This is a genomic window from Brevundimonas sp. KH_060, from assembly GCF_057838275.1.
In genome coordinates this window covers 2,800,131-2,819,263 of the sequence record NZ_CM174463.1, presented here as the reverse complement: position 1 = coordinate 2,819,263, position 19,133 = coordinate 2,800,131, and the positions used below count along the sequence as shown (strand labels likewise).

Annotated in this window: 22 protein-coding genes; 20 read left to right on the top strand and 2 right to left on the bottom strand. The window is 69.3% G+C overall.

Going from position 1 to position 19,133, the window contains the following annotated elements; all coding sequences use genetic code 11:
* Positions 1-97: 97 nt before the first annotated feature.
* A complete protein-coding gene (locus AC3IPP_RS13980) occupies positions 98-1,033 on the top strand; it encodes a nucleoside hydrolase (RefSeq protein ID WP_489149406.1) in 936 nt (311 codons plus the stop codon).
* A complete protein-coding gene (locus tag AC3IPP_RS13975; RefSeq protein ID WP_489149405.1) occupies positions 1,030-1,902 on the top strand; it encodes a ribokinase in 873 nt (290 codons plus the stop codon). The genes AC3IPP_RS13980 and AC3IPP_RS13975 overlap by 4 nt, the downstream gene beginning before the upstream one ends.
* Here AC3IPP_RS13975 and AC3IPP_RS13970 read toward each other — a convergent pair.
* Complete coding sequence (locus AC3IPP_RS13970; protein ID WP_087140890.1) at positions 1,887-2,096, bottom strand: hypothetical protein; 210 nt, start codon at positions 2,094-2,096, stop codon at positions 1,887-1,889. The two genes, AC3IPP_RS13975 and AC3IPP_RS13970, sit on opposite strands and share 16 nt — an antisense overlap.
* 126 nt (positions 2,097-2,222) lie before the next feature.
* On the opposite strand from AC3IPP_RS13970, the gene AC3IPP_RS13965 reads away from it, so the two are divergent.
* The 18 genes from AC3IPP_RS13965 (at position 2,223) to ftsH (ending at position 18,343) form a co-directional block, all read left to right on the top strand.
* Positions 2,223-2,996 (top strand): YebC/PmpR family DNA-binding transcriptional regulator, encoded by a 774-nt coding sequence (locus AC3IPP_RS13965; RefSeq protein ID WP_087141197.1) that lies wholly within the window; start codon positions 2,223-2,225, stop codon positions 2,994-2,996.
* A 122-nt stretch (positions 2,997-3,118) separates the two neighbouring features.
* Positions 3,119-3,637 (top strand): hemerythrin domain-containing protein, encoded by a 519-nt coding sequence (locus AC3IPP_RS13960; protein ID WP_087141198.1) that lies wholly within the window; start codon positions 3,119-3,121, stop codon positions 3,635-3,637.
* Positions 3,630-4,331 (top strand): MgtC/SapB family protein, encoded by a 702-nt coding sequence (locus AC3IPP_RS13955; protein WP_489149404.1) that lies wholly within the window; start codon positions 3,630-3,632, stop codon positions 4,329-4,331. Before AC3IPP_RS13960 ends, AC3IPP_RS13955 begins: the two co-directional genes overlap by 8 nt.
* 59 nt (positions 4,332-4,390) lie before the next feature.
* On the top strand, positions 4,391-5,113 hold the full coding sequence (locus tag AC3IPP_RS13950) for an MgtC/SapB family protein (RefSeq protein WP_489149403.1): 723 nt from the start codon (positions 4,391-4,393) through the stop codon (positions 5,111-5,113).
* 69 nt (positions 5,114-5,182) lie between these two features.
* The gene (ruvC, locus tag AC3IPP_RS13945; protein ID WP_489149402.1) at positions 5,183-5,695 is read left to right on the top strand and encodes a crossover junction endodeoxyribonuclease RuvC; all 513 of its coding nucleotides are present in this window, start codon (positions 5,183-5,185) and stop codon (positions 5,693-5,695) included.
* Positions 5,692-6,315 carry a Holliday junction branch migration protein RuvA gene (gene ruvA / locus AC3IPP_RS13940; protein WP_087141203.1) on the top strand — a complete coding sequence of 208 codons (624 nt, stop codon included), beginning with the start codon at positions 5,692-5,694 and terminating at the stop codon, positions 6,313-6,315. Before ruvC ends, ruvA begins: the two co-directional genes overlap by 4 nt.
* A 181-nt stretch (positions 6,316-6,496) precedes the next feature.
* Positions 6,497-7,528, top strand: coding sequence for a Holliday junction branch migration DNA helicase RuvB (ruvB, locus tag AC3IPP_RS13935; protein ID WP_489149401.1), 1,032 nt, complete (start codon positions 6,497-6,499; stop codon positions 7,526-7,528).
* Between the two features lie 82 nt (positions 7,529-7,610).
* Positions 7,611-7,994: a hypothetical protein gene (locus AC3IPP_RS13930; protein ID WP_489149400.1), complete on the top strand. Its 384-nt coding sequence runs from the start codon at positions 7,611-7,613 to the stop codon at positions 7,992-7,994.
* A gap of 4 nt (positions 7,995-7,998) precedes the next feature.
* Positions 7,999-8,454, top strand: coding sequence for a tol-pal system-associated acyl-CoA thioesterase (gene ybgC / locus AC3IPP_RS13925; protein ID WP_489149399.1), 456 nt, complete (start codon positions 7,999-8,001; stop codon positions 8,452-8,454).
* 123 nt (positions 8,455-8,577) lie between these two features.
* Complete coding sequence (gene tolQ, locus AC3IPP_RS13920; RefSeq protein ID WP_489149398.1) at positions 8,578-9,336, top strand: protein TolQ; 759 nt, start codon at positions 8,578-8,580, stop codon at positions 9,334-9,336.
* A 3-nt stretch (positions 9,337-9,339) separates the two neighbouring features.
* Positions 9,340-9,801, top strand: a complete 462-nt coding sequence (locus AC3IPP_RS13915) for an ExbD/TolR family protein (RefSeq protein ID WP_087140878.1) — start codon at positions 9,340-9,342, stop codon at positions 9,799-9,801.
* 6 nt (positions 9,802-9,807) lie between these two features.
* A complete protein-coding gene (locus tag AC3IPP_RS13910) occupies positions 9,808-10,671 on the top strand; it encodes a TonB C-terminal domain-containing protein (protein WP_489149397.1) in 864 nt (287 codons plus the stop codon).
* 118 nt (positions 10,672-10,789) lie between these two features.
* Positions 10,790-12,172, top strand: coding sequence for a Tol-Pal system beta propeller repeat protein TolB (gene tolB, locus AC3IPP_RS13905; protein WP_489149396.1), 1,383 nt, complete (start codon positions 10,790-10,792; stop codon positions 12,170-12,172).
* 152 nt (positions 12,173-12,324) lie between these two features.
* A complete protein-coding gene (gene pal / locus AC3IPP_RS13900; RefSeq protein ID WP_489149395.1) occupies positions 12,325-12,879 on the top strand; it encodes a peptidoglycan-associated lipoprotein Pal in 555 nt (184 codons plus the stop codon).
* Between the two features lie 109 nt (positions 12,880-12,988).
* Positions 12,989-14,140: a DUF3667 domain-containing protein gene (locus AC3IPP_RS13895; RefSeq protein ID WP_489149394.1), complete on the top strand. Its 1,152-nt coding sequence runs from the start codon at positions 12,989-12,991 to the stop codon at positions 14,138-14,140.
* Positions 14,141-14,183: 43 nt separating this feature from the next.
* On the top strand, positions 14,184-15,032 hold the full coding sequence (locus AC3IPP_RS13890; RefSeq protein ID WP_489149393.1) for a tol-pal system YbgF family protein: 849 nt from the start codon (positions 14,184-14,186) through the stop codon (positions 15,030-15,032).
* Positions 15,032-16,348, top strand: a complete 1,317-nt coding sequence (gene tilS, locus AC3IPP_RS13885) for a tRNA lysidine(34) synthetase TilS (RefSeq protein ID WP_489149392.1) — start codon at positions 15,032-15,034, stop codon at positions 16,346-16,348. Before AC3IPP_RS13890 ends, tilS begins: the two co-directional genes overlap by 1 nt.
* A 42-nt stretch (positions 16,349-16,390) precedes the next feature.
* On the top strand, positions 16,391-18,343 hold the full coding sequence (ftsH, locus tag AC3IPP_RS13880; RefSeq protein ID WP_489149391.1) for an ATP-dependent zinc metalloprotease FtsH: 1,953 nt from the start codon (positions 16,391-16,393) through the stop codon (positions 18,341-18,343).
* A 76-nt stretch (positions 18,344-18,419) separates the two neighbouring features.
* Here ftsH and rnk read toward each other — a convergent pair whose 3' ends face one another.
* Positions 18,420-18,830, bottom strand: coding sequence for a nucleoside diphosphate kinase regulator (gene rnk, locus AC3IPP_RS13875; RefSeq protein WP_489149390.1), 411 nt, complete (start codon positions 18,828-18,830; stop codon positions 18,420-18,422).
* Positions 18,831-19,133: the final 303 nt, after the last annotated feature.

The window sequence follows — 19,133 nt, the reverse complement described above, 5'->3', positions numbered from 1 at the left end:
GGAACAGCGTGTGTGACGAAGCATATGGGCGCGAGGCGGAGGGAGGCAAGGCGCGCCGGGCATTGATTCCGCGCCGGGCAGACGGCACACCGGATCGGTGAAACAGAGCCTGATCATTGATTGCGACCCCGGCGTGGATGACGCCACGGGGCTGCTGACCGCCTTCGCCTCTGCTGACCTCGACCTGCTGGCCGTGACCACGGTCGGGGGCAACGTCAGCGCCCAAAAGACTGCGCGCAACGCCCGCATCCTGCGCCAGATCGCCGGGCGCGATGACGTGCCGGTGTTCGCGGGCGCCGAACGCCCCCTGCGCCGCGACCCGGCCGGGGCGGGCGAGTTCCACGGGCCTGAGGGGCTGGGCGACCTGACCCCGTTTGAGCCTGCCGCGCCTGTGGCCGAAGGAACGGCGGCTGAGGCGCTCGTGCGGCTGGTGATGGCGCGGCCTGCGGGTTCCGTGGCGCTGGCCGTCATGGGGCCGATGACCAATCTGGCGTTGGCCATGCGGGCCGAGCCGGCGCTGGCGGCGCATCTGGGGCCGGTCGTGGCCATGGGCGGGGCGCGCTCGGAGGGCGGCAACATCACCGCCTCGGCCGAGTTCAACATCTGGGCCGACCCGGACGCGGCGGCCGAGGTCTTCGTTTCGGGGTGCCGCATGATCGTCATGGGGCTGGACGCCACCCATCAGGTGCGGGCGACCGAGGACCGGATCGCGGCGATCGAGGCCCTGCCCACGGCCTCGGCCCGCGCGGCGGCGGCCATGCTGCGCTTTTCCCAGCGGGTGGAGCGGCGCATCGTCGGCTGGGATGCGGGACCGCTGCACGACCCCTGCACCGTGGCCTGGCTGCTGAAGCCGGAGTTGTTCACGCTGACGCCTTGCCGCATCGCGGTGGAGACGGACAGCGACCTGACCCGCGGCCACACGGCGGTCGAGTTCCGCGTCGAGGCGGTCGGGGCGAACCATTTCTGGGCGACCAAGGCCGACGCGGCCGGGGTCTTCGCCCTGATCACACAGAGGCTGGGAGAAGGCGCATGAGGATCACCGTCGTCGGCTCGATCAATCTGGATATGGTGGCGGCGGCGCCGTCCCTGCCTGCGCCGGGCGAGACGGTGACCGGGGCCGCCCTGTCGCGCCACCCCGGCGGCAAGGGCGCCAATCAGGCGCTGGCCGCGCGCAGGCTGGGCGCCGAGGTGTCGCTGATCGGCCGGGTCGGCGATGACGAGATGTCAGGCGCGGCGGTGGCCCTGATGTTGGCGCACGGCGTCGACCTGTCAGGGGTGGAGACGGACATCGCCGCTCCGACCGGCGTGGCCCTGATCACTGTCGACCCGACCGGCGAGAACCAGATCACAGTGGCCGCCGGGGCGAACCACTTCGTCACGCCGGAACAACTGCCCGCCCGGATCGAGACGCCCTTGATCGCCCAGCTGGAGCTGCCGATCGAGACGGTGGAGGCGGCGGTGGGCCGGGCGACGGACTTCGTCTGCGTGAACCTGGCGCCAGCCGCGCCGGTGTCGGAGGCCCTGCTGCGCCGCGCCGACCTGCTGGTGGTCAATGAGACGGAGGCCGCCTTCTACGGCGACGCCCTGCACGTTGGCGGCGGACTGGTGGTCGTGACCAAGGGCGCGCGTGGCGCGGTCATGTATCGGCGCGGGGTGGCGATGGCCTGGGCCACGCCGCCGCGCATCACGGCCGTGGACGCGGTCGGGGCGGGCGACGCCTTCGTCGGCGCGATCACCGTGGCTCTGCTGGAGGGCATGGAGCCGGACGCCGCGCTTCACTTCGCATGCGCCGCGGGGGCGCTGGCGGCGACCCGGCCGGGCGCGCAGCCGTCGCTGGGCGACCGCGCCGAGGTCGAGGCCCTGATGAAACAGGCGCGGCGTGAGGATCAGTCGCGGTCGTAGAGGCGCAGCACGGCCAGGGCGCCGATGGTGGTCAGCACGCCCAGCGCAAAGGCGCCGACCAGCGAGCTTGTGGCCGCCGCTGTCGACACCGTAACGGGCCGCTTGGCGTACCACTGAACGATCTCGCCGGCGTGGGCGTGATCGATGCCCTCGTCATAGGCTTCGTCCAGATAGGTGTCGTCGGCGGCGGCCATCGGCGTCTCCAATTCATGCCTGCGCATAATCCCCGGCGCGTTCGGGCGGTTCCCCTCTCGTGACAGAGGAAGCGGCATCCAGTAAAGGGCGCCCCTCAGCATATTCGACATCTGGCGAGCGACTCCATGGCCGGCCATTCCAAATTCAAGAACATCATGCACCGCAAGGGCCGCGCAGACGCGGTCCGTTCAAAGCTCTTTTCACGCCTGTCACGGGAAATCACCGTGGCGGCCAAGTCGGGGATGCCTGACCCGGCGATGAACCCCCGGCTGCGTCTGGCGGTGAACAACGCCAAGGCCGAATCGATGCCGAAGGACAACATCGAGCGCGCCATCAAGAAGGCCTCAGGCGGCGAAGTCGATGCGATGGAGGAGATCCGCTACGAGGGCCGCGGCCCCGGCGGCGTACAAATCATCGTCGAAGTCCTGACCGACAACCGCAACCGCGCCGCCTCAGGCGTGCGTTCGGCCTTCGCCAAGAACGGCGGCGCCCTGGGCGAATCGGGCTCGGTCACCTTCATGTGGGACCGGGTCGGCAAGATCCACTATCCCGCCGAGGCGGGCTCTGAAGACGCCGTGATGGAGGCCGCCATCGAAGCCGGCGCCGCCGACGTCGAGAGCGACCTGGTCAAGCCCGACATCTATGAGGACGCGCCGGGTCACACCATCTGGACCGCCTTTGAGGACCTGAACGAGGTGGCCGAGGCCATGTCCAAGGTGCTGGGCGATCCGAAGTCGACCGCCATTGTCTGGAAGCCGCAGTCGGAGATCGACCTGACGGGCGATTCCGTCGGCGTCCTGTTCAAACTGCTGGACGCCCTGGACGGCGAAGACGACGTGCAGCAGGTCTATTCGAACGAAAACATCTCGGACGAAGACGCGGCCAAGTTCGCGGGCTGATCCGTACACGATGATCTTGACCTCGGCGCCGACCCCATGCGGGAGCGGCGTCGGGGATCAGGAACCGGACTTGAGTCCGGAGGCTTCTTAAGGCGCAAGCCTTGCCGAGAGGAGCCCGCCCCATGGACATCACCCAGCTGATTCTGGACGACCACGCCGAGCAGCGCAGGCTGTTTTCCCTGATCGAGCAGATCGGCGCGGACGACATCGAGGCGCTGGAGGCGGTGTGGGGGCGGCTGTCGGCCTTTCTGGACGCCCACGCCGAGGCCGAGGAACAGCACTTCTATCCCGAGCTGTTGAAGCTAGGCGAGGGCGCTAACGACGCCGACGACGGCACGGTCCAGGGCGAGACCGAGGACGCCATCGAGGATCACAACAAGCTGCGCGACGCGGTCAAGGCCGTGGCCGGCCACAGGGTCGGCAGCCCCGCCTGGTTCGACGCGATCGGCGAGGCCAACGTCGTCAACTCCAAGCACATGGGCGAAGAAGAGCGGCAGGGACTGACGGACTTCCGCCGGAACGCCGACCTGCAGACGCGGCACGATCTGGGCGTGCGTTTCGCCGCCTTCCAGGCCCGTCACATCACCGGGGTGAAGCCGGTCAACAAAGACCCCGAAGCCTACGTCGAGAAACATGGCTGACGCCGCCTGGCTGGAAACCGTCGTCCTGCCCATCGCCGGCGCGCTGGTCGCGGGCGGTCTGATCGGGTTCGAACGCGAATGGCGCGGTCGGGCGGCGGGGTTCCGCACCCACATCCTGGTCAGCCTGGCGTCCTGCCTGCTGATGCTGGCGGCCATGACCCAGGCCGACTGGGCCTTTCGCGCCCTGCCGAACGAGAACATCGTCACCGACCCGACCCGCATGGCCCATGGGGTGCTGACGGGGATCGGCTTCCTGTGCGCCGGGGTGATCTTCCGCACCGGCTTCTCCATCCACGGCCTGACGACGGCGGCCTCGCTGTGGATCACCTCGGCCATCGGCCTGCTGTTCGGTGCGGGGCTGTTCGCCCTCGGCGCGGCGGGGACGGTGATCACCGGCCTGATCCTGGTCGCGCTGAGACTGGTCAGCGCCCGCCTGCCGGACCGCACCCTGACCGACGTGGAGGTGCGCTGGCGCCGCGACGCCCCCTCGCCCGAGGCCGAGGTCGAGGCCGCCTTGCGCGCGGCTGATCCCAAGCCGGCGCCTGACCGGTTCGAACTGATCGACGACGGCGCTGTCGTGCGCCGCAGCTGGCGCATCCAGTCCGAGAACGAGGCGGCGCTGAAGGCCCTGGCGGGGCGGTTGTCGGCCTTGCCCGCCGTCTGCGGCTATGTGCTGGACCCGCGCGACGACTGACGGCTTGCCGGGCGCCTTTGCGCGGTCCAACCTGAGCGGTCGTTGGGAGCGTTTGGATCATGGCGATCGACTGGGGCGTGACGCATTGGGGCGTCGAGGAGCTGAGCCTGCTGGCGCCGGTGGCCTCGGCCATGGTCGCGGGCGGGCTGATCGGCATCGAGCGGACCTATCATGGCCATCCCGCCGGGTTCCGCACGCACATCCTGGTCTGCATGACCTCCTGCGTCCTGATGCTGGCGGCCATGCATCAGGCCAGCTGGGGCTTCGTCGCCCTGCCCGAGCAGCGGCTGGTAATCGATCCGACGCGGATGGCGCACGGCATACTGACCGGCATCGGCTTTCTGTGCGCCGGGGTGATCTTCCGCGAGCGGTTTTCGGTCCACGGCCTGACCACGGCGGCGTCGCTATGGACCACCTCCGCCATCGGGGTGATGTTCGGCGTCGGCCTGTGGAAGCTGGGCCTGATCGCGGCGGGGGCGACCCTGCTGGTGCTGGCCATCCTGCGCTTTCTGGATGCGCGCCTGCCCCATGTCGGGGTGCTGGACGTCACCCTGCGCTGGACGCGCGGCGCCGCGCCGGAAGAAAAGGCGTTACGCGCCCTGCTGGCCGAGAACGGGCTCAGCCCCACGCGCATCGGCCACGTCGTCAGTCCCGACGGCCAGATCCACGAACAGCACGTCAAGGCGCGCGGCCCCATGCCGCTGAAGGTCGACGCCCTGTCCCGCGTCCTGTCCGAACAGGCGGGTCTGGCGGGTTTTTCGGTGATGCCGAGAGACGACTGAGGCGCTGACCGGGCCTTGAGGCGGCGCGCGGTCATTGTTCGCTAACCCTCTTTGGGGCAATAGGAACGGATGGCGAACGAAACGACTCGGATCCTGGGGCTGGACCCCGGCCTGCGCCGCACCGGCTGGGGCGTCATCGAAAGCGAAGGCAGCCGCCTGCGCTGGATCGCGCACGGCGTCGTTGCGCCGAATGAGAAGGCGCCTTTCTCTGAACGGCTGCTGCATCTGCTGGAGCAGGTGGGCGAGGTCTGTGCCGCCTATGACTGCGACGAGGCGGCGATCGAGGAGGTCTTCGTCAACGTCAATCCGGCCTCGACGCTGAAGCTGGGCCATGCGCGGGCGGCGGTCATGCTGGCCCCGGCGCGGGCGGGTCTTTCCGTCGCCGAATACGCCCCGACCCTGATCAAGAAGGCGGTAGTGGGCGCAGGGCAGGCGGACAAGAGCCAGATCGCCTTCATGGTGAAGCGCCTACTGCCCGCCTCAGGCGACGTGAAGGCCGACGCCGCCGATGCGCTGGCCGTGGCCGTCACCCACGCCCATCATCGCCGGTTCAAAACGGTAGCGGTACGAGGCGCGGCATGATCGGTCGTCTGCGGGGTGTTCTGGCCGAAGTCGGCGAGGCGGAATGCCTGATCGACTGCGGCGGGGTCGGCTATGTCGCCACCTGCGGAGCGCGGACGCTGGGCCGTCTACCGGCGCCGGGCGACGAGACCCTACTGTTCATCCAGAGCCAGTGGAGCCAGGATCAGGGGCCGCGCCTCTATGGCTTCCTGAGCCGGGACGAGCGCAAGGTCTTCAACCTGATGCTGACGATCCAGGGTGTGGGGCCGAAGGCGGCGCTGGGCGTGCTGGACGTGCTGCCGCCCGCCGAACTGGCCGCCGCCGTCGCGCGCGAGGACAAGGCCGCCGTCGGCCGCGCCAACGGCGTGGGGCCGAAGCTGGCCCTGCGCATCGTCACCGAACTGAAGGGCAAGAGCCTGTCTGAGGGCGTGTTCGCCCCGACTGCGCCGGGCGTCCACGCCGAAACCGCCATCGCCCCTCCGCCGCCCAGCGTGACGGGCGAGGCGGTCGCCGCCCTGCTGGGTCTGGGCATCGCCGAGGTCAACGCCCGCCGCGCGGTGGATCACGCCCTGACGAAGCTGGGCGAAGACGCCGAACTGCCGCTGGTCATCCGCACGGCTCTGCAGGAGCTCGGACGATGAGGCCCGCCCCCGTCATTCCTTCTCCCTTGAGGGGAGAAGGTGGCTCGCGAAGCGAGACGGATGAGGGTGAGGCTGGGTGCGGGCGAACCTCTTTCCGGATGAGCGCGCGGAAACAGCACCCTCATCCGAGCGCCTCCGGCGCCCACCTTCTCCCCTCAAGGGAGAAGGGAGGATGCAGCGCATGACCGACGACCGCATCATCTCGCCTGCTCCCGCGCCCGGCGAGCAGCACGACCGCGCCCTGCGGCCCCAAACCCTGTCCGAGTTCGTCGGCCAGTCGGCGGCCAAGAGCAATCTGAAGGTCTTCATCGACGCCGCGCGCGCGCGGTCGGAGGCGCTGGACCACGTCCTGTTGTTCGGCCCTCCGGGGCTGGGCAAGACGACGCTGGCGCAGATCGTGGCGCGTGAACTGGGCGTGGGTTTCCGCGCCACCTCCGGCCCCATCCTGGCCAAGGCGGGCGACCTGGCGGCCATCCTGACCAATCTCGAACCGCGCGACGTCCTGTTCATCGACGAGATCCACCGCATGTCCCCGCTGGTGGAGGAAATCCTCTATCCGGCGATGGAGGATCATGTGCTGGACCTGATCATCGGCGAGGGCCCCTCGGCGCGCAGCGTGCGCATCGACCTGGCGCCCTTCACCCTGGTCGGGGCGACGACGCGGGCGGGGTTGCTGGCGACGCCGCTGCGCGATCGCTTCGGCATTCCGCTGCGGCTGGAGTTCTATACGCCCGAGGAACTGACATCGGTGATCCGCGGCGCGGCGCGCAAGATGGGCGCAGCCATCACCGAGGACGGGGCGATGGAGATCGCCCGCCGGGCGCGCGGCACGCCGCGCATCGCCGGGCGGCTTTTGCGGCGGGTGCGGGACTTTGCGGACGCTGAAGGCGGCGCCATCGACCGGCTGGCCGCCGCGCGGGCGCTGGCGCGGCTGGAGGTGGACGAGGCCGGGCTGGACAGTCTGGACCGCCGCTTCCTCAAGGCCCTGATCGAGAACTACGGCGGCGGGCCGGTCGGCATGGACACCCTGGCCGCCGCCATCGCCGAGGCGCGCGACGCGGTCGAGGACGTGATCGAGCCCTATCTGCTGCAACAGGGCTTCATCCAGCGCACCCCGCGCGGCCGCATGGCCTGCGCCCGCGCCTATGAGCATCTGGGGCTGGAGACGCCCCAGACGCCGCCCGTCGCCGCGCCGGACCTGTTCGGGAAGTAGGAATAAGCGCGAATCTTTCGCAAAAAGACTTCACCTCGGCGGTAAAGCCGGTCATCCTCCTCTTCCCAGAAGGAGGCGGCCGTTGGCGCATCCCCGCAGGATGAACCGGATGATCGTCGTGCTCGGCGCGGCGGTCTTGGTGCTGGGCGGTTTCAGCGTCTACGCCCTGATGCAGGGCGCGACCTTCGGGCCGAGGCAGACGACTCCGGCCGAACGCGCTCTCGATCAGGTGCGCGAGCAGATGGGGCCGCGGGCCGAGGTGCGCCATGTCGAGTCGGGGCGCGGTCGCGCCGCCTGCGGCTATGCGGGATTAAAGGGCAGCCGGGAGGCTGTGGCCTTCGTTTCGCGGCCCAACCGCATCCTGATGAGCAATGATCCGCTGACCGGCGAGTTCGCGGCGCTGAAATCGCGCTACTGTCCGGGCTTCGACGCCCCGGCGCCCGCCGCCGCTTCCGGCAAGAGCTGAGACCATGACCGACCAACCCAGCGCCGGCCGCTTCGACGGCCGCGATCACCTGTTGCCCGTGCGGGTCTATTACGAGGACACCGACTTCACCGGCCTCGTCTATCACGCCAACTACGTCCGCTATTTCGAGCGGGGCCGGTCGGATTTCCTGAGGCTGGCCGGCGTGGGGCATGTCGACCTGCTGGAGCAGGAGGAGCCGCTGGCCTTCGTGGTGTCGGACCTGGCGATCAAATATCTCAAGCCGGCGCGGATCGACGACGCCCTGGTGGTCCGCACCCAATACGAGGCGATCAAGGGGCCGCGCCTGATTATCCGCCAGACGGTCGAGCGCGACGGCGAGGTGCTGTGCCGGGCCGATGTGACGGCCGTCTGCATCCATCTGGACGGGCGTCCGCGCCGTCCGACGAAGCGGCTGGTCGAGTTGGTGACGCCCTGGCTCTCCGGTGAAGCCTCGCAATAACGAGGTTGTCAGCCGACGCCCCCGTGACGCCGGGCGCGACGCCCGTTAGACCCGCCGCCATGAAACCGCCACGTCCGCCCGGTGCAAAAGGCGGATGAACGGACTTTCCGCCAAGGACCAAGCATGACTCCGCCCGCCGACGCCTCCCTGCTGAATCCCATCGAGCTGTTCATGACCGCCGACTGGGTGGTCAAGACGGTGATGATCGGCCTGGCCGCGGCCTCGGTCTGGTCCTGGACCATCATCATCGACAAGGCGGTGCGTTTCTCGCGCATGAACGCCCGCGCGACCGAGTTCGAAAAACAAGTCGAGAGCGGCCGCTCGCTGGAGGAGGTCGCCGCCCAGGCAGGGGCGCAGCCCGTCGATCCCCTGCCGCGCATGCTGGTGCTGACGTTGCAGGACTGGCGTGAGGCGCGCACGCGCGGCGCCATGACGGACACGCAGGGCTCCATGCTGATCGCCCGCATCGACCGCGCCCTGGATTCGGTCATCGCCCGCGAGAGCCAGAAGATCGAGAACGGCCTGGGCGTGTTGTCGGTGGTCGCCACGGCCTCGCCCTTCATCGGCCTGTTCGGCACGGTGTGGGGCATCATGAACGCCTTCGACAGCATCGCTGCGGCGGGCAACACCAATCTGACGACCGTGGCCCCGGCCATCGCCGAGGCCCTGTTCGCTACTGCCATCGGTCTGGCGGCGGCCATCCCGGCCTATATCGCCTTCAACGCCTTCTCGGTGTCGGCGGGTAAGTTCACGGGCCGTCTGGAAGCCTTCGCCGATGACCTGCAGTCAGCCATCGCCCGGCGTCTGGGCGCGCCCGCGACCCCGCCGCCGCCGCCGCCGCCTCCGCCGTCGTCCGACCTGAACCTGCGCCGGAGCGCCTGATCCATGGCCATGGGTGGTGCAGGAGGCTCCAGCGGCGGACGCGGCCGTCGCCGCGCGCGCAAGCGGCCGCTGAGCGAGATCAACGTCACGCCCCTGGTGGACGTCATGCTGGTGCTGCTGATCATCTTCATGATCTCGGCGCCGCTGTTGACGGTCGGGGTGCCGGTCGAGCTGCCCAAGACCGAGGCCAGCGCGGTCGAGACGACCGACAAGCCGGTTACGGTCTCGATCGACCAGAACGGCGCCATCTTCATCGGCGAGGGCGAGGTCCGCTGGGAACAGCTGGCCCTGCGCGTGGCCGAAGAGGGCGGCGAGAAGGCGCGCGAGAAGGCCATCTTCATCCGCGCCGACGGTCGCGCCCCCTATCAGGCCGTGGCGCGCGTGATGGCGCGCCTGTCCGCCTCGGGCTTCACCAAGCTGAACCTGATCACCGACACCGCCGCCGACGAGCCGACGGAGGGCTGACGGACCTTGCGCCGCCCCAGCCCCGCCATTCTCGGATCCATCGCCCTGCACGCGGGTGTGGTGGCGCTCGCCTTCGTGTCTTGGTCGTCGAAGGACGAGCCGAAACCGCTGGTGAACTCGGTGCCGGTGTCGATCGTCTCGGACATCGAGATCGCCGCCGCTCCGGCCGACAATCCGCAGGAAGAGCCTTCGCTGGAGGACGGCGAGACCGCGCCGGTCGAGGCGCCGCCCGAACCGACTCCGCCTGATCCGGACCCCACGCCGCCCGCGCCCCAGCCTCAACCGCGTCCGACGCCGCGTCCGACCCCCGCTCCGCCCGAGAAGAAGGCCCCGACGCCGCGGTCCACGCCCACGCCGCGTCCGACCCCGACGCCGCCTGAGAAAAAGGCCCCGACGCCGCCGCCTCGGCCCACGCCGACTCCGCCCGAAAAGAAGGCCCCGACGCCGCCGCCGCGTTCCACGCGCCCGACGCCGGGATTGGACCTTGACGCCTTGGCCGGCCCGCCGCGCCCGACGCAGAACCGCGGCCGCCCGGCGCCGGGCCAGCAGGGCGCGGGCTCTGCTCCGCGCGCCACCGGCCCGCAACTGGCCGCCCTGGGCGCCCAGGTGACGCCGAACTGGAATCTGAACTGCGACATGCCGGGCATGGACGACCTGGTGATCCGCGTGACGGTGCGGTTGAGCGCTGACGGCCAGATTATCGGCACCCCGCGCCTTCAGGACACCCAGAACGACCCGACCTGGCGGGCGGCGTCCGAGGCCATGCAGCGGGCGCTGCGGGCGACCTCGCCCTTCACCGTGCCCGATGGTTTTCAGGCGCAGGAAGTGCCGTTCCGTTTTGAAACCAAGCGTCAATGCGGGAACCGTTAGGGCGTAAATCGCCTATCACCCCAAAGTCGCCCAAATCCCCGTGAAGCTGGCGATCATCCGCCGCGCTGATGTTAAGAGGGGCGGCCTGCCTGACCGTAACGACCCGAAGGATCGATCCATGAGCCTGAACCGCTTCCTCGCCTCGGCCGCCGTGCTTGCGATGACCGCGCCCCTGGCCTTGGGCGGGTCTGTCCAGGCGCAATCCACCCCGGCCGTCGGGGCGCCGATGCAGGATGTGGTGGTGGACGAGGGCGTCCTGCGCCCGCTTCAGATCGCCGTCGTGCCTTTCACCGGCCAGAACGGCTCGCAGATTTCGGGCGTCATCAGCGGCAATCTCAAGCGATCCGGCTTCTTCGATCCGCTGAACCCGGCCAGCTTCGTCGAGACGGGCCTGACCCTGGCCAATGCGCCGAACTTCCCGCAGTGGACCTCCATCGGCGCCCAGGCGGTGCTGTACGGCGGGGTGACGCCGCGCGCGGACGGGCGGATCGACGTGGGCTTCCGCCTGTACGACCCCTATCGTCAGTGCCAGCTGGTCTCCTACCAGTTCACCGCCACCTCGGAGCAATGGCGCCGCATCGCGCACAAGATTTCGGACGTGGTCTATCAGCGCCTGACCGGCGAGGCGGGCTTCTTCGATTCGCGCGTCCTGTTCGTGTCGGAAAGCGGCACCCAGTTGAACAAGCTGTCGCGCCTGACCATCGTCGACCAGGACGGCTACAACCCCGTCTTCCTGACCCAGGGCGACGAGGTGATCATGTCGCCGCGCTTCTCGGCCTCGAACCCCGACGAAGTGACCTATGTGGCGCTGGGCAAGGACTACAGCCGCATCTACCTCTACAATCTGTCGACCGGCCGCCGCGAAAGCCTGGGCGAGTTCGACGGCCAGGTGTTGGCGCCGCGCTTCTCGAACGACGGGTCGAAGATGGCCTTCTCGATCATCCGGGGCGGCAACACCGACGTCTATGTGATGAACCTGCGCAGCCGCCAATTGTCGCGCCTGACGACCGATCCGGGCATCGACACCTCGCCGTCGTTCAGTCCGGACGGCAACCAGATCGTCTTCACCTCGGACCGTTCGGGTTCGGCGCGCCTCTACACCATGCGGGCCGATGGCTCGGGCCAGCGCCCGATCAGCCGCGGCGGCGGCAGCTACACCGCTCCGGCCTGGAGCCCGCGCGACGACCTGGTGGCCTTCACCAAGCAGCAGGGCGGCCGTTTCCACATCGGCGTCATGAAGTCCGACGGCACGGGCGAGCGCATCCTGTCGTCCTCCTATTTCGAGGAAGGGCCCTCCTGGGCGCCGAACGGTCGCTACATCGCCTTCGCGCGCCAGAGCCCCGGCGGCGACACCCGTCTTTGGACCGTCGATCTGTCGGGTCGGGTGGTGTCTCAGGCGGGCTATGACGGTCGCGGTTCAGACCCGGCCTGGTCGGGTCTGCTGGATGCGCCGCCGGTCAATCTGGGTATCGGACAGGGCGCGGATTCCTGCCCGGCCTAACGGGGTTACGGCTTCGTGAGATCACGAGCGGAGCCATTCCCATAAACTGTGCGTTATCGCGGCTGGCGCGGTGCTGCGCCGCGCGTTAGCAGCGCTCGCATACAGTCAAGCTAGAGGCGTCGGCCTCGAACCGAATGAGAAGGAGACGATCCATGAACCCCTCCACCCTGATCCGGCTCGCCGTTGTCGGCGTCGCCATGGCCTCGCTGGCCGCCTGCACCAAGCCCAAGGTCGAGCCGGCCGTCCCGGTCGAAACGCCGCCGCCGGCCGTCGGCCCGCAGTATCCGACCGCCCCGACCGGCCCTGTCAGCGGCGGCAACGTCGGCGCCCCGGCGCCCGGCTCGGAGCAGGACTTCGTCGTCAACGTCGGCGATCGCGTCTACTTCGACCTGGACTCCTATTCGGTGCGCGCCGAGGCCCAGCCGCGTCTGGACGCCCAGGCCGCCTGGCTGGCCCGCTATCCGCAGGTCACGGTCCGCATCGAAGGCAACGCCGACGAACGCGGCACGCGCGAATACAACCTGGCCCTGGGCGCCCGCCGCGCCGAGGCCGTGCGCTCCTACCTGATCGGCCGCGGCGTTCCGGCCGCCCGCATCGACACCATCAGCTTCGGCAAGGAGCGTCCGATCGCGGAAGGCTCGAACGAGTCGGCCTGGGCCCAGAACCGCAACGCCCGCACCGCCATCGTGTCGGGCGCGCCGCGCTAAGCTGCGCGTCAGCAACTGAATGAATGGAGGCGTCGACTTTGCGGTCGGCGCCTCTTTTCTTTGAGGGCGGGGAAGATCAAAGTTCGCGCCGAATCCGGGGGGAGTTTGCGTGATTGATCTGGAAGCAGCGGGTGGAGCGGTGACGGGCGGCGTCATCGCCGGAGCAATCGAAAAGCCGACCGGACATGCGGGCGAGCCTCATGGCGCCTGCGCTGACTGCGGGGCCGAGGTCACGGGCAATTTCTGCTCCAACTGCGGCCAGGCGGCCCATGTCCACCGCACCCTGCTGCATCTGGGCGAGGAGCTGCTGCACGGGGTCATGCATTTCGACGGCCGTCTGTGGCGCACCCTGCCGCTGCTGATCCTCAATCCCGGACGGCTGACGCGCGAGTGGGTGCAGGGCAAGCGGACGCGTTACGTTTCGCCGCTGGCGATGTTCCTGTTCACCCTGTTCGTCATGTTCTTCGCCCTCAGCTTCATGCCGCATCAGGCGGTGACGCTGCCGTCCTTGCCAGAGCAGATCGAGGCCCAGAGAAAGGCCGTCGCCGAGGCTGAACGGGTCGTCGACGCCGCGCAGAGGGAAGTCGATGCGGCCGTGACGGCGATGGAACCGGCCGACGGGTCGCCGCCTCCGGTGAACAGCGGCGCTCGCGCGGGCGTGGCGGCGGGCGCCCTGGCCGGGGCCGAGGCGGGCGTCATCGCTGAAAAGGCCAAGCTGGAGCGCCTGCAGAAGGATGCGGTCGAGGGGCGCAAGGACGGCCTGGCCTCGGGCAGTTGGCAGGCGCAGGTCGCCGATATCGCTTCCAGCGTCGGCACGGACGGTCAGAGCAACGGCCTGACCAAGACCGTCGCCAAGAAGCTGAAGAACCCGGACCTGGCGCTCTACAAGGTGCAGCAGACCATCTACAAATTCGCCTTCCTGCTGGTGCCGTTGTCGATCCCCTTCGTGGCCCTGATGTTTCTTTGGAAGCGGGGCTTCACCCTGTACGACCACGGGGTCTTTGTTCTCTATTCCCTGACCTTCATGTCCCTGCTGCTGATGGCGGTGGTGCTGATCGCGACGACGCTGAAGGGGGCGGGGGCGGTCGCCGGGACCATCGCGGCCCTGATCGCGCCCGTGCATATGTTCGCCCAGCTGAAGGGCGCCTACAGCCTGAAGATCTTCTCGACCCTGTGGCGGACGATCGCCCTGCTGATCTTCTGCGAGATTGCGGCGACGCTGTTCATCGTCTCCATCATCTATCTGGGTCTCGGACATTGATCGGGGCCTTGCCGTCGCCGCAAATCGATGGGACGACAGGACCATGCTGAAGACGCCATTCCGCCTTACGAAACCCGCCGTCCTGACGGCGATCGGCCTGACCCTCATCGGGGGCGCCGTCGTCGCCCAGGTCCAGCCGATGGAGCCGATCCAGTGGGACAAGCGCCGCCTGGACCAGCTGGACCGCAACGTCCGCCGTCTGGAGCGCGCCCTGACCCAGCGCAACGCGGCCGGCGAGCCGGTGCTGGTCGAGACAGACCCCGAGGTCGTGGCCCTGCAAGGCCAGGTCTCGATCATGGAGCGCCGCCTCAGCGACGTGGAGCAGACGTTCCAGCGCATGAACGCCGACAGCGAACGGCTGACCTTCCAACTGGACGAGGTCACGCGCGAAAACACGCAAATGACCCGCCGCCTGCGCGACCTGGAAGGCCGTGTCGAACGCGCCGAGAAGGCCGCCGAGGAAGCCGCTGAACTGAACGGCCCGATCGTCGCCCACTCGCCCACGGGCGATGCGGCTCAGGATCTTCAGGCCGCCATGCGTCTGGCGGGCGAGGACGCCGCGCGCGGCGGGCGCGCTCTGGAGACCGTCATCGTCACCTGGCCGAACACGCCCCAGGCGCGCGAGGCCAACAGCCGCCTGGGCGACCTGCACGTCGCCGCGCGCGACAACGCCTCGGCCGTTCAGGCCTACGCCGCCGCCCTGAACGGCTGGCCGCGCACGCCCTGGGCGCCCGAAACGACGCTGAAGCTGGCCGAGGCCCTGCGCGCCACTGATCGCGCGACCCAGGCCTGCGGCGCCCTGACCGAGTTCGGCCGCCGCTACGCCGAGGCGGCCACGGCGGCGCAGAAGACCCGCGCGACCCAGCTGCGGACGCGCGCCAGCTGCAGCTGATGGGCGATCTGGCCGGTCGGGTGTTCGCCCGGCTGGACGCACGCCTGAACCATGCCGGACCCGAGCCGGTCGCCTTTGCTCTGTCGGGCGGGGGCGACTCCCTGGCCCTGCTGGATCTCGCCGCAGCCTGGGCGCGGGCGCGGGGACGGCGATTGCTGGCCCTGACGGTCGACCACAATCTCAACCCTGACAGCGCGGGCTGGACCCGCTTCGCCGCCGAGGCCGCACGCGCGGCGGGCGCCGACTGGCGCGGCCTGAAGTGGCAGGGCGCGCGCGGCGGACCCGGCGTCCCGGCGCGGGCGCGAGCGGCGCGCCACGCCCTGCTGGCCGAGGCGGCGCGCGAGGGCGGGGCGCGCGTCATCCTGACCGGCCACACCGCCGATGACGTCGCCGAGGGCGAGTGGATGCGGGCGGACGGCGCCACGCTGGGCCGCCTGCGCGAGGCGTCGCCGTCGCCTGTCTGGCCGGAAGGGCGCGGGCTGCTGCTGTTGCGCCCGGTGCTGGAGGAACGGCGCGAGGCGTTGCGGGATCATCTGCGCGCGCGCGGGCTGTCATGGCTGGAAGACCCGGCCAACGCCGATTTGCGTTACGGGCGGGGCAGGGCGCGGGCGGCTCTGGCGCAGGAAGAAGGCCGTGCTGAGTTATCGGCGACTGTGGTTCATGCGGGCGCGGCCACTGTGGTTCATGCGGGCGCGGCCCATGAGCCGGGCGACCTCGCCTGGGCCGGGGTTCTGCCTCTGACGCGCGACCTGCCTGCTGCGACGCTGGCCGCCGTCCTGCTGTGCGCGGGCGGAGGCGCGACGCCGCCGCGCGGGGACCGGCTGATGGCGCTTCAGGCGCGGCTGGCGCGGGGCGAAGACTTCACCGCCGTCCTGTGCGGCGCTCGCGTCGAGGCGTCCGGCGGCTGTGTTCAGGCGATGCGCGAGCCGGGGGAGTGGAAGCGCCGTCCGTCCGCCGCGCTGTTTTTGACGCCGGGCCGGTCCGCCGTCTGGGGCGGGCGCTTCGAGATCACTACCGATCGGCCTGGCCTGCGCGTCGAGGCGGCGGCCAGACGGCTGGCGCAGTTGTCGGATCGGGATCGGGCGGCGCTGGCGCCGCTTCCGCCCGCCGCGCGGGCCGCAGCGCCGATGCTGGTTGACCGCGAGGAGCGGCCGGTTCTGGCCTGGCGCGCAGCCGATGTCCGGGCGCTGGGCCTGCGCCGTCTGGCGCTCGCTTTGGCGGTTTTCGGGGGCGAAACGACGCAGGAAGACGGACTCTTTCAAACCCTTCATGGCGAAACGCCGCCGTCTGACCTATTTTCAGACGAAGACTGCTGATCGACGGGCCGAGCGCGGCTCCGTCGAGGAACCGAGGACCGAATGAACCTGCGCAATTTCGCCATCTGGGGCGTGATCCTTCTGGGACTGGTGACGGTCTACGCCGCGATCAGCCAGAACGGCGGCGCCCCCGCCATGCCGGGCGCCAAGGGCGCGGCCGCCGCCGGCCGCCCTGACCCCATCACCTATTCGCAACTGATGACCGCCGTTGAGCGTCAGGAGATCAAGTCGATCGTCGCGCGCGGCGAGACGATCACCGGCGTCTTCAAGAACGATAGCAAATTCACCGCCGTGACGCCGGTGCCCAACGCCGAGCTGGTCGAGCAGATCCGCAAGACCGGCGTCGAGGTCGAGACCAAGAGCACGCGTCAGCCGTGGTGGTCGGGCCTGCTGGGCCTGCTGCTGCCGGTGGCGCTGATCATCGGCTTCTGGCTGTTCATCATGAACCGCATGCAGGGCGGGGCGAAGGGCGCCATGGGCTTCGGCAAGTCCAAGGCCAAGCTGCTGACCGAGCACAAGGGCCGCAAGACCTTCGACGACGTCGCCGGCGTGGACGAGGCCAAGGACGAGCTGCAGGAGGTCGTCGACTTCCTGAAGGATCCGGCCAAGTTCCAGCGTCTGGGCGGCAAGATCCCCAAGGGCGCCCTGCTGGTCGGCCCTCCGGGTACGGGCAAGACCCTGCTGGCGCGCGCGGTGGCGGGCGAGGCTGGCGTGCCCTTCTTCTCGATCTCGGGTTCTGACTTCGTCGAGATGTTCGTCGGCGTCGGCGCCAGCCGCGTGCGCGACATGTTCGAGCAGGCCAAGAAGAACGCCCCCTGCATCATCTTCATCGATGAAATCGACGCCGTCGGTCGTCATCGCGGCGCAGGCCTGGGCGGCGGCAACGACGAACGCGAGCAGACGCTGAACCAGCTGTTGGTCGAGATGGACGGTTTCGAGGCGTCCGAGAACATCATCCTGATCGCGGCGACCAACCGTCCCGACGTGCTGGACCCGGCCCTGCTGCGTCCGGGCCGCTTCGACCGCCAGGTGGTGGTGCCCAACCCCGACGTTTCGGGCCGCGAGCGTATCCTGCGCGTGCACATGAAGGACGTGCCGCTGGCCGCCGACGTCAACGTCAAGACGCTGGCGCGCGGCACGCCGGGCTTCTCGGGCGCGGACCTGGCCAACCTGGTCAACGAAGCGGCCCTGATGGCGGCCCGCAAGGACCGTCGCATGGTCACGCACCGCGACTTCGAGGACGCCAAGGACAAGGTCATGATGGGCTCCGAGCGGAAGTCCATGGCCATGAACGAGGAAGAGCGCCGCCTGACCGCCTATCACGAGGCCGGTCACGCCATCGTCGCCATCAACGTCAAGATGGCCGACCCGGTGCACAAGGCGACCATCGTCCCGCGCGGCCGCGCTCTGGGCATGGTGATGCAGTTGCCGGAAGGCGACCGCTATTCCATGAAGTTCCAGCAGATGATCGACCGCATCGCCATCATGGCGGGCGGCCGGGTCGCCGAGGAGCTGATCTTCGGGCCGGAGAGCATCACTTCGGGCGCCAGCTCGGACATTGAGCAGGCGACCAAGCTGGCGCGGGCCATGGTCACGCGCTGGGGCTTCTCGGAGCGACTGGGCACGGTGGCCTATGGCGAGAACCAGGAGGAGGTCTTCCTGGGCCACTCGGTGTCGCGCAGCCAGAACGTCTCGGAAGAGACCGCCCGCATCATCGACGAGGAAGTCCGCCGCATCGTCACCGAGGGCTGGGAAGAGGCGCGTCGCATCCTGACCGACAAGGCGGGCGATCACGAGAAGCTGTCCCAGGCCCTGCTGGAATATGAAACCCTGTCGGGCGATGAAATCCGTGACCTGCTGGAGAAGGACCAGCCGCCCAAGCGCGACGACGAGAACGACACCGTCGTCGGCCCGTCGCTGTCGGTCCCGGCCACGCCGGAAGACGAGACGGCGCCTGTTGCGTCAACCGAACCTCAGCCGGCGTCGACGGTCTGAGGCGACAAAAAAGCGGAAATGAAGAGGGGCGCGTCCGACGGACGCGCCCCTTTTTCTTGTCCTGCGACGCAGAGGGTCAGGCGGCGGAGGCGGCTTCTTCCTCGACCTTGACCAGGGTCAGCTTGCGCACGGCGCCGGACGGGTCCGGCCAGGTGATCGACTGGCCTTCCTTCAGGCCGATCAGACCCGCGCCAACGTAGGACAGGATGGAGACGCGGCCTGCGTCGATGTCGGCTTCCTTGGGCAGGACCAGCTGAACGCGGCGTACGTCGGGGCTATGATCGTCCGAGTATTGAAGCCAGCGGTTCAGGGTGACGACGTTCTTGGGCATGGCCTTGGGCTCGCACACCTTGGCGCGGTCCAGTTCCTGTTGCAGTAGGCCAGCCGGGCCCGAGCCGGGCAGGTCGCCGACCAGGCGGTCCAGGACGTCGAAGTCGTCGCTGCGAAGCGTGATGGCGGGCAGGGCGCCCTTGCGGGGGGTGGTCATGAGGGAAACTCTCTGAAAAGTCGGGCGATGTCAGGCGGCCGAAGGGCCGTCATCATCGGGGTATTCTGGGTCGGCGTGTTCGGGGTCAGACGGCGCCTCGGGCGCGGTCGGCCTCCGAAAGGGAAGGATATCGGCGCCGCGCGGCGGTTCGCCGGAACGGCTGTCGTCCGTGGTGTCTGGGCGGCGTGTCATGCGCAAATCTACGCGAGCGGCCCCAGGCCGGCGCGGTCCTGCAAATGAATGGGTGAAACAGGAGACTTAAAGCAACTGGGTCCCGTAGCGGGCGCCCGGCGCAGGGCGCAC

Excerpts from the sequence above, each read along its gene's own strand:
- AC3IPP_RS13975 (WP_489149405.1), top strand. The coding sequence starts at position 1,030 with ATGAGGATCACCGTCGTCGGCTCGATCAATCTGGATATGGTGGCGGCG.
- AC3IPP_RS13970 (WP_087140890.1), bottom strand. The coding sequence starts at position 2,096 with ATGGCCGCCGCCGACGACACCTATCTGGACGAAGCCTATGACGAGGGC.
- AC3IPP_RS13965 (WP_087141197.1), top strand. The coding sequence starts at position 2,223 with ATGGCCGGCCATTCCAAATTCAAGAACATCATGCACCGCAAGGGCCGC.
- AC3IPP_RS13960 (WP_087141198.1), top strand. The coding sequence starts at position 3,119 with ATGGACATCACCCAGCTGATTCTGGACGACCACGCCGAGCAGCGCAGG.
- AC3IPP_RS13955 (WP_489149404.1), top strand. The coding sequence starts at position 3,630 with ATGGCTGACGCCGCCTGGCTGGAAACCGTCGTCCTGCCCATCGCCGGC.
- AC3IPP_RS13950 (WP_489149403.1), top strand. The coding sequence starts at position 4,391 with ATGGCGATCGACTGGGGCGTGACGCATTGGGGCGTCGAGGAGCTGAGC.
- ruvC (WP_489149402.1), top strand. The coding sequence starts at position 5,183 with ATGGCGAACGAAACGACTCGGATCCTGGGGCTGGACCCCGGCCTGCGC.
- ruvA (WP_087141203.1), top strand. The coding sequence starts at position 5,692 with ATGATCGGTCGTCTGCGGGGTGTTCTGGCCGAAGTCGGCGAGGCGGAA.
- ruvB (WP_489149401.1), top strand. The coding sequence starts at position 6,497 with ATGACCGACGACCGCATCATCTCGCCTGCTCCCGCGCCCGGCGAGCAG.
- ybgC (WP_489149399.1), top strand. The coding sequence starts at position 7,999 with ATGACCGACCAACCCAGCGCCGGCCGCTTCGACGGCCGCGATCACCTG.
- tolQ (WP_489149398.1), top strand. The coding sequence starts at position 8,578 with ATGACTCCGCCCGCCGACGCCTCCCTGCTGAATCCCATCGAGCTGTTC.
- AC3IPP_RS13915 (WP_087140878.1), top strand. The coding sequence starts at position 9,340 with ATGGCCATGGGTGGTGCAGGAGGCTCCAGCGGCGGACGCGGCCGTCGC.
- tolB (WP_489149396.1), top strand. The coding sequence starts at position 10,790 with ATGAGCCTGAACCGCTTCCTCGCCTCGGCCGCCGTGCTTGCGATGACC.
- pal (WP_489149395.1), top strand. The coding sequence starts at position 12,325 with ATGAACCCCTCCACCCTGATCCGGCTCGCCGTTGTCGGCGTCGCCATG.
- AC3IPP_RS13890 (WP_489149393.1), top strand. The coding sequence starts at position 14,184 with ATGCTGAAGACGCCATTCCGCCTTACGAAACCCGCCGTCCTGACGGCG.
- tilS (WP_489149392.1), top strand. The coding sequence starts at position 15,032 with ATGGGCGATCTGGCCGGTCGGGTGTTCGCCCGGCTGGACGCACGCCTG.
- ftsH (WP_489149391.1), top strand. The coding sequence starts at position 16,391 with ATGAACCTGCGCAATTTCGCCATCTGGGGCGTGATCCTTCTGGGACTG.
- rnk (WP_489149390.1), bottom strand. The coding sequence starts at position 18,830 with ATGACCACCCCCCGCAAGGGCGCCCTGCCCGCCATCACGCTTCGCAGC.